This window comes from Pseudonocardia sp. CA-142604, assembly GCF_050948475.1.
Taxonomy (GTDB): Bacteria; Actinomycetota; Actinomycetes; order Mycobacteriales; family Pseudonocardiaceae; genus Pseudonocardia; species Pseudonocardia alaniniphila.
The window spans coordinates 3,952,839-3,965,318 of sequence record NZ_CP192045.1 but is presented as its reverse complement, the minus strand read 5'-3'; the positions used below and the strand labels follow the sequence as shown (position 1 = coordinate 3,965,318).

Annotated in this window: 11 protein-coding genes; 3 read left to right on the top strand and 8 right to left on the bottom strand. The window is 68.2% G+C overall.

Features of this window, described 5'->3' with window-relative positions; translation table 11 throughout:
* Positions 1 to 18: 18 nt before the first annotated feature.
* Both ACQPZQ_RS18100 and ACQPZQ_RS18095 read right to left on the bottom strand, forming a co-directional pair.
* A complete protein-coding gene (locus ACQPZQ_RS18100) occupies positions 19 to 1,215 on the bottom strand; it encodes an LLM class flavin-dependent oxidoreductase (RefSeq protein WP_433297233.1) in 1,197 nt (398 codons plus the stop codon).
* A gap of 587 nt (positions 1,216 to 1,802) precedes the next feature.
* Positions 1,803 to 2,651 (bottom strand): class I SAM-dependent methyltransferase, encoded by an 849-nt coding sequence (locus tag ACQPZQ_RS18095; RefSeq protein ID WP_433297227.1) that lies wholly within the window; start codon positions 2,649 to 2,651, stop codon positions 1,803 to 1,805.
* 304 nt (positions 2,652 to 2,955) lie between these two features.
* Here ACQPZQ_RS18095 and ACQPZQ_RS18090 point away from each other — a divergent pair, with 304 nt between their 5' ends.
* Complete coding sequence (locus ACQPZQ_RS18090) at positions 2,956 to 4,149, top strand: tetrahydrodipicolinate N-succinyltransferase N-terminal domain-containing protein (RefSeq protein WP_433297225.1); 1,194 nt, start codon at positions 2,956 to 2,958, stop codon at positions 4,147 to 4,149.
* Positions 4,150 to 4,198: 49 nt separating this feature from the next.
* On the opposite strand, the gene ACQPZQ_RS18085 is transcribed toward ACQPZQ_RS18090, so the two are convergent.
* Positions 4,199 to 5,089, bottom strand: a complete 891-nt coding sequence (locus ACQPZQ_RS18085; protein WP_433299271.1) for a helix-turn-helix transcriptional regulator — start codon at positions 5,087 to 5,089, stop codon at positions 4,199 to 4,201.
* A gap of 249 nt (positions 5,090 to 5,338) precedes the next feature.
* Here ACQPZQ_RS18085 and ACQPZQ_RS18080 point away from each other — a divergent pair, with 249 nt between their 5' ends.
* Positions 5,339 to 6,364 (top strand): alcohol dehydrogenase catalytic domain-containing protein, encoded by a 1,026-nt coding sequence (locus ACQPZQ_RS18080; protein ID WP_433297223.1) that lies wholly within the window; start codon positions 5,339 to 5,341, stop codon positions 6,362 to 6,364.
* Positions 6,365 to 6,776: 412 nt separating this feature from the next.
* Here ACQPZQ_RS18080 and ACQPZQ_RS18075 read toward each other — a convergent pair whose 3' ends face one another.
* Entirely contained in the window at positions 6,777 to 7,193 is a 417-nt protein-coding gene (locus ACQPZQ_RS18075) for a MarR family winged helix-turn-helix transcriptional regulator (protein ID WP_433297222.1), read from the bottom strand.
* A gap of 496 nt (positions 7,194 to 7,689) precedes the next feature.
* Between ACQPZQ_RS18075 and ACQPZQ_RS18070 the strand changes: the two genes are divergently transcribed.
* Positions 7,690 to 8,340 (top strand): FMN-dependent NADH-azoreductase, encoded by a 651-nt coding sequence (locus ACQPZQ_RS18070; RefSeq protein WP_433297220.1) that lies wholly within the window; start codon positions 7,690 to 7,692, stop codon positions 8,338 to 8,340.
* A 27-nt stretch (positions 8,341 to 8,367) separates the two neighbouring features.
* Here the strand turns inward: ACQPZQ_RS18070 and ACQPZQ_RS18065 are convergent, their stop codons facing one another.
* The 4 genes from ACQPZQ_RS18065 to ACQPZQ_RS18050 all read right to left on the bottom strand — a co-directional run bounded on the left by ACQPZQ_RS18065 (position 8,368) and on the right by ACQPZQ_RS18050 (position 12,326).
* Positions 8,368 to 9,015 carry a CG0192-related protein gene (locus ACQPZQ_RS18065; protein ID WP_433297217.1) on the bottom strand — a complete coding sequence of 216 codons (648 nt, stop codon included), beginning with the start codon at positions 9,013 to 9,015 and terminating at the stop codon, positions 8,368 to 8,370.
* Positions 9,016 to 9,149: 134 nt separating this feature from the next.
* Positions 9,150 to 9,980, bottom strand: a complete 831-nt coding sequence (locus ACQPZQ_RS18060) for an LLM class F420-dependent oxidoreductase (RefSeq protein ID WP_433297215.1) — start codon at positions 9,978 to 9,980, stop codon at positions 9,150 to 9,152.
* A gap of 56 nt (positions 9,981 to 10,036) precedes the next feature.
* Entirely contained in the window at positions 10,037 to 10,870 is an 834-nt protein-coding gene (locus ACQPZQ_RS18055; protein ID WP_433297213.1) for a helix-turn-helix transcriptional regulator, read from the bottom strand.
* A 721-nt stretch (positions 10,871 to 11,591) separates the two neighbouring features.
* Complete coding sequence (locus ACQPZQ_RS18050) at positions 11,592 to 12,326, bottom strand: TetR/AcrR family transcriptional regulator (protein ID WP_433297211.1); 735 nt, start codon at positions 12,324 to 12,326, stop codon at positions 11,592 to 11,594.
* Positions 12,327 to 12,480: the final 154 nt, after the last annotated feature.

Sequence of the window (12,480 nt, the reverse complement as noted above, 5' to 3'; positions counted from 1 at the left end):
CGACGTCGGCCTCGTGTGTCAGGCCTGCGTGCTGTCTTCCTGCTTGCGCTCGGCGGCGTACTTGTCCGTCCAGGCCTGGATGGCCGCGCCGTTCTTGGCGTCGAGCTCGCCGTGGCGGCTACGTGCCCACTCCTGGGCCGCGAGCAACCGGCGCTGCGAGGGCTGGAACGCGGGGATGACGTGGCGGGCGAACAGCTCGTAGTGCCGCTGCGTCGCCTCCCAGTTGGCCCAGTCGTGCTGCATCATCATGTAGCAGCCGAACCCACCCGCGGACTGGTCCATCAGCCGCTGGATCTGGATGATGGCCATGTCCGGCGTGCCGATGACGCCGAGCCCGGTCTCGTTGATCCAGGCGACCCGCTCCTCGAAGGTCTCCCCCACCGCCCGGAACGTGGGCAGCGCGAGGGTCTTCTGGGTGTACTCGCAGAACACGTCGAACCCGTAGCGGACGTCCTCGATCGCCTGCTCCTGCGTCTCGGCGATGTGCATCGGGCCGACCAGCCGCCAGCGCGACCGGTCGGTGGGCCGCCCGGCCTTCGCCGCCTCCGCCTCCAGCACGTCCCAGTGGTGGGCGAGCACGTCGAAACCCTCCCGCGTGGTCGCCCCGAGCGACAGCAACGACAGCCCGTGCTTACCGGCCAGGATCGGTCCGGCCGGCGACGCCGTGGCCGCAACCGCGATGTCGAAGACCGGGTCGGAGTACGGGGCCAGCTGCGTGGCGGCCTCGACCAGCTCGTACCGCTCGGTCTTGTGCGACACCCTGCCGTCGCCGAGCAACAGCCGCAGCAGGACCTCCAGATCCTCGCCGAGCGCGGGACGCAGGGCCGACGGCTCCAGCCCGATCATCGCAGCGTCGGTGGGCAGCGACCCCGGGCCCACGCCGAGCATCAGGCGCCCACGCAGCAGGTGGTCGACGAGGATCGCGCGGTCGGCCACCCACAGCGGATTGTGGTACGGCAGCGAGACGACACCGGTGCCGAGCTTGATGGAGCGCGTCACGGCGCCGACGTGGGCGATGAAGGTGAGCGGGTCGGCGATGATCTCCGTACCGGCGCTGTGGTGCTCCCCGATCCAGGCCTCGTCGTAGCCCAGCCGGTCCATCAGCTGGATCGTCTCGATGTTGCGCTGCAGCGACGTGGTCGGGTTCTGGGTGGACGGCGAGTTGAACGGCGGCATGAAGATGCCGAAGCGCAGCTTGTTGACGGGGTTGGGCACGTGGTTCTCCTCGGTCGGCGATGATCGGCGTCGTCGGGACGCAGCGCGAGCGTGGTCGGCACGACGATCCGGGTGTCGGCGCAGCTTCTCCTAGAGCGTCGCACGAAGACGACGGACCGGGCCGCGACGGCCGACTCGTTGCCTACGCACTCGGTCAGGGTCCGACGGGACACCATCGACGACGAGCTGGCTGGCCCTCGCCGAGCGGCTCGGGCTCGACCCGTGGTGGCACCCGGTGGCGCGCCGAGCGTCCGCAGCCCGGTGACGTACTCCGCCACCCCACCGTCCTACCGCCGCCCGCGCTCGGCGCCCACGGGGCCGAGATCCGCGAGTGGCTGCTCGGCAACTGTGCAGCGGCAACGGCGAGCTGTGCCGCCGGGGCCGACTCTCTGTCCGCATGATCATCAGTTGGGGGCCGGGAGCCGGGTCATGCCCTGCCGCAGGGCCCGAAATGTTGATCAATGCCCGGACAGGCCAGATGCCAGGTCCGTGCGATTGCCGCCTACATCGCCCCGGACAACGGATGGCGCCGATCTCGAGCACCAGACGGGTCGACCCGACCTCTGGTCAGCGACGAGGCGGAACGACTACACGGACTCGAGGACGTCGCCGGCATCCTGAGACAAGTAGGCGGTGATCAGCAGGTGCGGTCCGATGCCGACGAGCTCAGGAACTCCTTCTATACGGCGTGCCGCGTCAAGGACCTCATTCCACGCCAACCGGTCAGCGTGGCGTTCCTCGACGTCCAGCATGAAGTAGCCCGGCCCTTCGATTGCGACGGGCGGCGCCGCGGTGAAGCCCGCCTCCTCCGCTTCGGCCATGAACTCGTCGGGCCGGTGCGTGTAGGCCGCGAACCCACCGGGCTCCAGGGGGTCGAGGTAGCCCGTGGTGAGCGCCCTGTCCAGCGTGGCATCGAAATTCTCGTACGCCACGCTGAGTCTCTTCACCAGCGATCCGTCCAGCAGCGTCGCCCACCGGCTGATGGCGGCGGCGAAGACGACACCGCCAGGTCGCACGATCCGGCGGGCCTCGCGCCAGCAGTGCAGCCGTTGGTCGCGGTCGTGCAGGTGATACAGCGGTCCGAGCAGCAGCACCGCATCGACCGAGTCGTCGGGCAGGTCCAGATGACGTGCGTCGGCGACCGAGCTGTCGATCAGGAGTCCGGCGGCGGAAGCAGCCTCGGATGCCTGTTGGACGTGCAACGGGACCAGGTCCCGATGAATCACGCTGTATCCCGCGGCTGCGAGCCACAGACTGTAGGCACCAGGCCCGCCTCCGACGTCAGCGACAGTGGCCGGCATCGGCGGTAGATGACGTTGCACCAGCTCTTCGGTGCGTTCCCGCTCCAACCGCCCGCGCGCGGAGTCCAGGCGGGCCGCTTCCCTGCCGCGTTCGTAGTAGGGCGCCGCCAACTCAGGTCCCGGATCACCGCGCATGCAGTCATGATCGCTCTGTGGAGTCCCCTCCACACCGGAATTCCCTCGCCGCAGCGGTGCGCCCGACGAGTCACCGGGACAGGTCGAGCTACGCCGCCGTGTCGGGCACCACACAGGTAGTGGCCGGTCTGGACGCCGGGCATCCGACCGTGGTGCAGTTCGCGATGAGCTCCTCGGTGTCCAGGGACAACGTAATTCGGGTCACTTCACGGTTGTCCGACTATCTCAGGAACCTCAGCTACTTATACGTTTAAGAAGTGCTCTGCTCCCGGGGCGCAATTGCGACGAGTCGCGAGAGGACACCATGAATATCGAGAACGTCGAGCAGTTCGCGAAGTTCGTATCGGAAATCGAGGCCCGCAGCGGGTACACCCGTCCGGAAGCCTTTGGCGTGGGCATGGCCACTTTCCGGATCGACTCGCTCGACGAGCCCACCACGATCGGCGCCGACGCGACCGTGCTCGACACCTGGTTCCCCGTGCCGAACCGCGAGGAGAATTTCGGCACCGCCGCGGTCCTCGCGAACCTGGTCGGTCACCGGGGCGGGTCCGGGAGCTACCGCCTGGACGTCGCCGATCTGGAACGCGCTCTCGCGACGTTCGCGCCATTCGCCAACGACGGAAAGCGACACGCGAACGTCACCGCACTGAGCCAGTTGCGAGCCACGCTCCAGCGACTCGAGCGCGATCGCGCGCGCTATGTGAACGGTGAAGTGGGACTCGACCGCGTGCTGCCGCGCGGCGTCGTGGTGACGTTCATCGACGACCTCGCCCACAAGCCGGTCGATGCTCACGACGCGTACTTGCGCCTGCACCTCCTCTCCACGCGCAAGGTCAAGCCACACGGTCAGAGCCTCGACGGCGTGTTCGGCTTGCTCGCCAACGTGGTCTGGACCAACGTGGGACCGTTCGCACCCGAAGGGTTCGAGGAAGTACGCGGTCTCCTGCGCAGCCAGGGCGTCGACGTTCACGTGCACTCCATCGACAAGTTCCCGCGTATGACCGACTACGTGGTCCCGACCGGAGTGCGCGTGGCCGACGCGGATCGCGTGCGACTCGGCGCCTACCTGGGCGAAGGCGCCACCGTGATGCACGAGGGCTTCGTCAACTTCAACGCGGGCGCGCTCGGCAAGAGCATGATCGAAGGCCGTATCAGCGCCGGTGTCACCGTGGACGACGGAAGCGACGTCGGCGGCGGCGCGTCACTCATGGGCACGCTGTCGGGCGGCGGAAACATGGTCATCCGCGTCGGCCAGGGCTCGCTGCTCGGCGCCAACTCAGGCTGCGGCATCCCACTGGGCGACGGCTGCACGGTCGAGGCAGGGCTCTACGTCACCGCCGGCACCAAATGCTTCCTGAGCGACGGACGCGTAGTGAAAGCCCGCGAGCTCGCCGGCCACGACGACCTGCTGTTCCGACGCAACAGCCTGAGCGGCGTCGTCGAGGTCGTGCACAAGAAGAACCAGATCGTGCTCAACCCCGAGCTTCACAAGAACTGAGCCCGCAGGCGGAGCCGGCGTCCCGTAGCCGGCTACCGCGGCGCGCCCGCTAAGGCTCTCCGCCGGGCGGACGGCTGGATGCGCGGGCACCCCGACCCTCCTGGGCAGCCGGCCATTGGCTGCCGATCACCGACAGCAGCTCGAGCTTCTCGTGGCTCTCACTTCCGGGGGTGGCGGTGAACACGAGCAGCATCTGCTGCTGGTCGGAGTCGTGCAGCACCTGGCAGTGCAGTTCGAGAGCGCCGACGGCAGGATGCTCGAACCGCTTCACCGTGGTGCGCGGGAAGCCGGCCTCGTGTTTGTCCCACACATGGCGGAACTCTGCGCTGGTGCTCATGAGCGAGCGCTGCAGTGCTCCGGCCCGGGAGTCCGGGCCGTCGACGGCGTGCACGGAACGCAGCATGGAAGCGAGGGTGCGGCTGTGTCCGTCCCATTCGGACGGGTGATACAGGGCTCTCTCGTCGTCGTTCGCGAACCATCGGTAGATCGCGCTGCGTTCGTGGCCGGTGTAGTGGCTGTGGTCCCCGGCGAAGGCGACATGCGACCGCGTCTCCCTGAGTGTCTCGGCGAGGCGGTTCATGACCATGGCGGGAGTGTCCTCCAACCGGTCGAGAATCCGGAGAAGGCCGGGATTGACGTGGTCGGTGCTCGTGGACCGCGTGGGAATGCCGTGGCCGGCGAGGACGAAGAGATGGTCGCGTTCCTCGAGCGTGAGACGGAGGGCTCGCGCGATGGCGGTCAGCATGAGCTCCGACGGTTGCGGGCCCCTGCCTCCCTCCAGCCGGCTGTAGTAGTCGGGGGACATGGCGGCCAGAGCGGCGACTTCTTCCCGGCGTAGTCCGGGAGTCCTGCGGCGCCGGCCACGGAGAAGGCCGACGTCTTCCGGCTGCAACGCCTCGCGTCGCTTCCGCAGAAAATCGGACATCTCCCGGTATTCCACGTCCACGCCCCTTCGCTGCACCCCTGTGACCTACGCATCCGCCGACCGAGTCAACCCGGTGACCGAGGTTCTATCCACTGCTCGTCGGACCCACCCACCGGGTCAGCGTCCGGAATGCGAGGTTCGATAGCCACGCTCTGTCAGAACCTGGTTCCGGCTCCCCCGGTAGCTGACGATTGCATTGCGTCGGCCATGACGTTCCTTCCCGGCTGACCGCTCTCTCGCTATTTCCATGACTATGGGGGTTCCATGTCCACGGCCATCAACCGGCAGATGCAGCTCGCCGGCCCCGGATTCGACTTCCGTCGGGTCGAGCAGCCCGTACGGGAACCGGGCATCGGGCAGGTCCGCGTCATCGTCGAGGCCTGCGGAATCTGCAGCCATTCGGACATGCTGGTCGGCTCCGGCCACTACCCCGGCGTGACCTTTCCCCTCACCCTCGGCCACGAGATCGCGGGTCGCATCGACGCTCTCGGGCCGGGCGTGGCCGGATGGTCCGTCGGCGACCGCGTGGCGATCGGCTGGTACGGCGGGAGCTGCGGGCACTGCGATGCCTGCCGTACCGGCGACGGCGTCTACTGCGCGGAACTCCAGGTTCCCTCCGTCGCCTACGACGGCGGCTATGCCGATGTCGTCGTCGTTCCGGCGATGTCCCTCGCCGCAGTTCCTGACGAGATCACGGCCGTTGAAGCGGCTCCGCTCGCGTGCGCGGGCGTGACTGTGTTCAACGCGCTCCGCCGCAGCGCCGCGCGACCGGGAGACACCGTGGCCGTCCTCGGCCTCGGCGGTCTGGGTCACCTCGGCGTGCAGTTCGCGGCGAAGATGGGATTCGAGACGGTTGCCATCGCGCGAGGCGACAAGACCGGGCTCGCTCGGCAGCTCGGAGCCCACCACTACATCGACAACACCACGGCCGACGTCGCCAAGGAACTCCGGGCGCTCGGCGGAGCCACGGTCGTCCTGTCCACGACGCCATCGGGCGAGGCCGCGTCGGCGACCATCGACGGGTTGGGGCTCCGCGGGGAACTGGTGATCGCGGGAATCAGCATGGAGAAGATCGAGGCGTCGCTCTTCCAGCTCTGCCACGGCAGCAGGCGGGTCTACGGTCACGCTTCGGGCATCGCGGTCGACACCCAGGACACTCTCCGGTTCGCCGCGCAGACCGGTGTCCGGGCGTGGATCGAGGAAGCGCCGCTGGACGACGTCGCAGCCGCGTTCGCCAAGGTCACGAGCGGCGCGGCCCGTTTCCGCGTCGTGCTGGTCACGGGGAACTGAACACCCAGCCGCCGGCCTGGGCGCGGACCGAGCCGTCACCACTGCCGGACCCCGACCCCGCTCGCACATTTCTTCTCGCCGTCGCTACCGGCGGGGTCGGGCGCGCAGCGGGGTCGGCGCCGCGCGAGCACGCTGGCGCGTACTACCGCCGGCGAGCACGGCCGACCCAAGGGCGCCTACATCAGTTTCCTCGCACACTCGCAGTGGCGGCTCCGGATAATCGGAACAGACGGTGCAGACCGCGGATCCTCACCAGGAGTTCCGATGGCCGCACGGTAATTCCGATCACCCTGAGCAGCCAGCCCAGAATGGCGCATCTAAGGTTCTTGATATAGCTACTGCCAGTGGAGGTCGGGATGACTTAGCACAGTGCGGCGTCACTCTCGGAGAGAACACCCGGCGGCGATCCCGGCTAGTCAGCCCGAGCCAAGCGTCTCAGCAAGTCCTGAAGCAGGACGCGTTCGGTACCGGTGAGTGGTTCGAGGTACTGCACCATGGCCTCCGCCACCACCTTCTCGCAGCGGTCGAGCAGTTCGCTTCCCTGGGGGGTGAGGCGATGCCGTATCGCGCGTCCAGGCCCCTGCCTGCGCTCGATCAGACCGCGGCTCACCAAGCCGGCCACCACGCCGCCCAGCGACTGGTCGGATTGGGAGGTCTGCACCGCAAGGCTGTGCGCGGAAGCGTCCGGTACGGCCGCGACAGCGCGCAGAACACCCCACTGGGACAGATTCGCGCCCAGCGGCGACAGAGCCGCGTCGCACGCGGCAGCCTTACGCAGTTGAGCACCTCGCAATAGCAGCGCAATGTCGCGAACATCCACTTCGAGCACACGAACAGAGTAGCCGCCAGTAGGCCTTCGATCATTTGCGAACCGCACACGACGACACCATCAGAGCAGTTCTCATGCCGAACACGAGAGCCGATAGTCCTTTCTTCCTCATGCCCCGCCCCTGCCGTTCGATCCCGCACCGGAGCTGATGCGCAAACAACGTGAGGAGCCGGCGTCCCGGTCCTGGCTCTGGGACGGCAGCACCGCGTGGTCGGTCACCCGGTACGACGACGCGCGCGGCGCTGAGCGACCCCCGGCTGAGCGCGGATTCCAGCCGTCCCGTGCTACCCGCAGGGCTCGGCGGCGGTTGCCGAGAACCGCACCGCCTCACCCACGTTCATGACCGTGACAACCCGCAGCGCCGGAGATCCGTTTCACGACCGGCGCCGCGACCTACGGCATCCACGAACTTCACGTGACCTGGTGGGAGAGGGAACCAGACCGGAGCCGGACGAAAGCGACGGCACGGCGAGGGTGAGCGGCTAGTGTTCGGACCATGCCGAACCTGCTCCTTCTCGACTCGTCGGCCGATCTCCGCACCTCTCGGTCACGGGCGATCACCGCGACGTTCGCGAACACATGGACAGCGCTCGGACCCGACCACACCGTCACCCGACGGGACCTGCACCGGGATCCGCTGCCGCATCTCGCCGACGCCGACCTCCACTGGCCCGCACGGCTCCGCCCCGCAGGCGCCGCACCCCCAGCCGAAGCCGAGCGGCAGCAGCAGGCTCTGATCGACGAGTTGCTGGCCGCCGACGTCCTCCTTCTCGGAGCGCCGCTCTACAACTACTCGGTGCCCTCCACGCTCAAGGCCTGGATCGACAACGTTCACGTCCCCGGCCACACCGCGCCCTTCGGCTCCGCCGACACCCAGCCGCTCAAGGGCAGGCCCGCCGTCATCGTCACCAGCCGGGGTGGCGTCTACGACCCCGGCACGCCCACCGCAGGCTGGGACCACGCCGTCCCGGCGCTGCAGCTCATCCTCGGCTCCTCGCTCGGGATGTCCGTCTCGGTGATCACCACGAACCTCACCCTCGCCGAGACCGTGCCTGCCCTCGCGGACCAGCTCGACCGGAGCCGCAACGAACTCGCCGCCGCACACCGAGAGGCGGCAGAGCTCGCCGAAAAGCTGGGTGCCGCCTGACGGCGACGGGACCGACTCCGTCGCCGGCTAGCTCGGCACGCGACGTGCGTACGCCAGCGGGGTCGGCTCGGCGCTCCCCGGCCAGGTTCCGGTGAGGTTCTCGAGATCGTCGTCGGCTTGGGTCGGCCCGCCGAGGACGCGCCGCACCACGAGTTCGAGCCCCGGCGCACTGACCGTCGTGGTGGTGCCGTCGTCCATGGCCGACACCGAGTCGACCGAGACAGCCCCGACGCCCGGCGAACCAGAGCCGACCACCCGGATTGACGGCTCCCGTCGCTTGCTCCGGCCGTCTGCCTGCTCCACCCACTCCTGGGCCTCCCGGCCGCCGGAGAGGATCACCGTCGCGAGAGCGGCGGCGTACGCGGGATCGCCGCACCCGTCGTACACCCACCTGCGCCCGAGGACGGAGTGCTCCGTCGTGCCGACGAGGAAGTCGTCGGCACGCGCCAGCGGCGCATCACGGTAGGTCAGCGGCACCTGGAGTACCTGCACGTCACCGGTTCGCACCACGTGCGTCTCGATCCCCACCGCACCGCTCGGGTCGTCGAACCGATATGCGCCGACGAGCTCGACCTGGCTCGCCACGGAGTCCTTCGACCACGACCGCGTCGGCAGCCACTTCGCGATCAACTGGTGCTTCGTCGGACTCAACTGCGCACGGTGGATCAAGGCCATGAAGCGGAAACTACGCCACAGATCGCCCCCGACCCAGCGCCGTCCTCGTCCACAACACCGCACCGGCGGCTCAGCCGCCGTCGACGGCTGACGCACGAGCGTCGTCGGCACCCGTCCCGTGCGGCGCGACGAAGTCAGGCGAGGCCAGTGACGAAGGCAGCCAGTTCGTCGAGGTCGCGCAATGTCTCCGATTCAGGCTGGTGTGACAGCAGGAAGAGAACTTCGTCGACCTGACCCTCGGCATAACCGTTCACCATCGACTCATCCCGGCCCGCTCCCCAGATCATCGTCGGCACGGCGTCTCGACCGTGATCGGACAACCACTGACGCACCCGGCGCAGCTCCGCCACCGGGGTTGCGGCTTGGGGCAGCCAGCCGTCACCGAGCAGGCGCAGCCGATCGAGTGCCGCAGGGCTCTCACCTGCGACGTAGACGGGTGGGTGCGGGATCTGGACCGGCTTCGGCCAGCTGAATACCGGGGGAAAGTCGACGAACCGGCCGTGGAACTCCGCCTGCTCCTCGGTCCACAACAGTTTGAGCGCGGCCACCTGCTCGTTCGCTTTCCGTCCACGGGTCGCCGGATCGGTCCCGTGGTTGCTCATCTCTTCCCTGTTCCATCCGACCCCGACCCCGAGCGCGACCCGGCCGCCCGAGATGAGGTCCAGGCTGGCGACTTGCTTGGCCGTGTGGATCACGTCTCGCTGTGGCAGCAGAATCACGCTGGTAGCGAGCACGAGTTCGCGGGTCACGGTCGCGGCCGCCGAGAGAACGACAAAGGGATCCAGTGTCCGGTGGTAGACCCGAGGCAGCTCGCCGGCGCCCGGATACGGTGGCGTGTAGTTGACCGGGATATGCGAGTGTTCAGTGACGGCCAACGAGTGGAATCCGCGTTCTTCGACGGCCGCAGCCAGCGCGGCTGCACCGATACCTTCGTCGGTCACGAAGGCCGCGATACCGAACCTCACGTTGCGCTTCCCCTGACTATCGATTCACTTATCAGATCGCCCCATCGCGACCACTGTCACTCTTCCAGCATCCGAGAAAGTCGAATTGGCGCATCCGTAGACATCTCGGGCGTCCAGATGGCGATATGTAGGTCGGCTAGGCCCGCGGGCGTCAATCGGTGGTGCCACAAGTCGAGGTCCCCGGCAACCGGGTGATGTAGTAGCTCTCGGCTGGGAGTGAACGGTTCGATGTCGTGCTCGCCCCAGCACTCGCGGAAGAAATCGCTCGACGCGAGGAGGCGACCGATCAACATGGACACCGACGGGGCGCAGAGGCGGTCTCCGGCAGCGGCCCTGAAGGCGGCGGCAAACCGGCGACCGGCGGCTTCCCAGTGCTCGATCAACTCGCGCACGTACGGATCGGTGAACATGAGCCAGAGCTCGTTGCGGTCGGTCTCGGGAACGGTCGCCACAGTCGGGTAGAGCACCTCGAACGCCCTGTTCCATTTCACGATCTGCCAATCCGGGTCGGCGACGTACGCCGGGAAATCTTCGAGCACGTCGAGCAGTCGCAGCGCGTGTGTCGGCACCTCTCGTGGAGTCCGATCCTCCGCACACGGACGGGCCACATACCCGGCCAGCGACAAGACGTAGGCATGTTCAGCGCAGGTCAGCCGCAGGGTACGTGCGACCGCGTCGAGCACACTCCGGGACGGACGGGCATTGCGACCCTGTTCGAGCGACGTGTACCAGCCGATGCTGATGCCGGACAGGATGGCGACCTCTTCACGACGAAGTCCCGTGAACCGCCCGGCGACGGGTGGGAGGGACGGCTCGTCCCGGGCACGCCGCAACCGGCGGAGCCTGAGGAACTCTCCCAACTGGCGGCGACGCTGCGCCTCGGCATTCATCCGCCGCCCGCTCATAACGCCTTGGCCTTGTTTGGGCAGACGAGGCGAAACCGATGATCGGACAACTCCATACTCACGCGCGTTCTCCGGTGGAGAGCAGGAGCAGGTTGGGCTGCGGACCTTCCAGCCGACCGACCGATCGTCTTCGCCGTCATTGCGCATGCCCCGCATTGGTACCGTTTCCCTGACTTGGGTGAGGCCGCGCATTGCCGCGACGGCCTGCTATTGACACGTCGACTCCTCACCCGACGGGTGTCAGGCGTCTCCACCCGAGCGACAAGATCCCGGGCGTCTGCCGGAACGCCGGCGGACGCCATACAACCCGACAGATTGACGAGTCAGACATGTCCGGTGGAGCCGGTAGCGACGGTCCGCCTCACGATCGCCGGCCATGAACCGTCGCAACGGCTCGCAGACGGCGGACAGGTCGTTCGGCCAGGGTGGGCAACACCTGTCGAACCACCGTGAGTTCGGGGATCCGCGATGGCGGGCATGAACGTCCTTCCGAGGTCCGGGCCGTCGAGTCACCTCAGTTGACCGCACCCGACGCTCAGCGAGGGCGACATTCTCTGCTCAGCTTCGAGACATTTCCTGCCTCAGGCTTGCGGGAGCGGATCGGGCGGCCGAGGTCGAGAAACCCGACAGAAGCGGCGATGTCCGACGTTCCGCCGACGGTGCGTGGAATGACGTCGGCGGTGGCCGGAACAGCAATCACGCGGCGCTAGGGATTGTCGGTGGCCGCCGTGATGCCGGGCCGGTCCAGCCCCGCCGCGAGTTCGGCGAGCGCCTGGTCGATCTCGCCACGCAAGGCGTCGAGCGGCGGTGCGGTGTCGGGGCCGGTGGCCTGGTCGAGCCAGCGGTCGAGGACCAGCCGCAGTGCGGCGAGTGCGGTTGCGGCGCAGAGCATCGGATAGATGGGGGTGCGCCCGGGCATCGCCGAGGGCCCGACCGCTGACGGGCCGGAATCACCGGGGCCGAGCCGCTCCGTGATGGCTTCGGCGAGGGCCTTCTCCTCCGCGGCGAGGATGGCGAGCTGGTGAGGGACCAGCGAGGGTGCCGTGCGTATCAGCCGGAGGGCCTCGAGGTGGTCGTGGCTGGTCGCGTCGCTGTCGTCCATGACGACGAGCACTGCCCCGCGGAGTGCCTGTAGCACCGATTCGGTGCGAGGACGCGCTCGGAAAGCCGCGATGAGCGCGTCGGCGCCGGCGGCCGAGGCGGCGACAACTGCGTCCTCCTTGCTGGAGAAGTGGTTGAAGAAGGTCCGCAGCGCGATGTCCGCCTCCGCCGCGATCTGTTCGACGGTGACGTTCTCGACCCCGTGCCGGACGGACAGGCGAAGTGCCGCTTCCCGCACCGCGGCCCGGGTGGCGAGCTTCTTACGCTCCCGACGCCCCAGCACCGGCTCGGCATCGCCACCGACACGCGGTTGCGTGCCCGCTGGCACGGAAACGGCCATCGTGTCCCTCCTCGTGTCGTCCGGCACGGAGCCGTCCATTCTGCTCTGCCGGCCAACCGCGGGACCGCCCCTACCTGCTGCGTTCGAGTATCGCGGTGCGCCTGTCCACCGCGGGGCGGTCGGCCGCCGCTGGTCCACCGGCGCAGGCGCCCGA

What these genes read in the sequence shown, in the direction of transcription:
- ACQPZQ_RS18095 (WP_433297227.1), bottom strand. Translation starts at nt 2,651, where the DNA reads ATGCGCGGTGATCCGGGACCTGAGTTGGCGGCGCCCTACTACGAACGC.
- ACQPZQ_RS18090 (WP_433297225.1), top strand. Translation starts at nt 2,956, where the DNA reads ATGAATATCGAGAACGTCGAGCAGTTCGCGAAGTTCGTATCGGAAATC.
- ACQPZQ_RS18080 (WP_433297223.1), top strand. Translation starts at nt 5,339, where the DNA reads ATGTCCACGGCCATCAACCGGCAGATGCAGCTCGCCGGCCCCGGATTC.
- ACQPZQ_RS18070 (WP_433297220.1), top strand. Translation starts at nt 7,690, where the DNA reads ATGCCGAACCTGCTCCTTCTCGACTCGTCGGCCGATCTCCGCACCTCT.
- ACQPZQ_RS18065 (WP_433297217.1), bottom strand. Translation starts at nt 9,015, where the DNA reads ATGGCCTTGATCCACCGTGCGCAGTTGAGTCCGACGAAGCACCAGTTG.
- ACQPZQ_RS18055 (WP_433297213.1), bottom strand. Translation starts at nt 10,870, where the DNA reads ATGAATGCCGAGGCGCAGCGTCGCCGCCAGTTGGGAGAGTTCCTCAGG.
- ACQPZQ_RS18050 (WP_433297211.1), bottom strand. Translation starts at nt 12,326, where the DNA reads ATGGCCGTTTCCGTGCCAGCGGGCACGCAACCGCGTGTCGGTGGCGAT.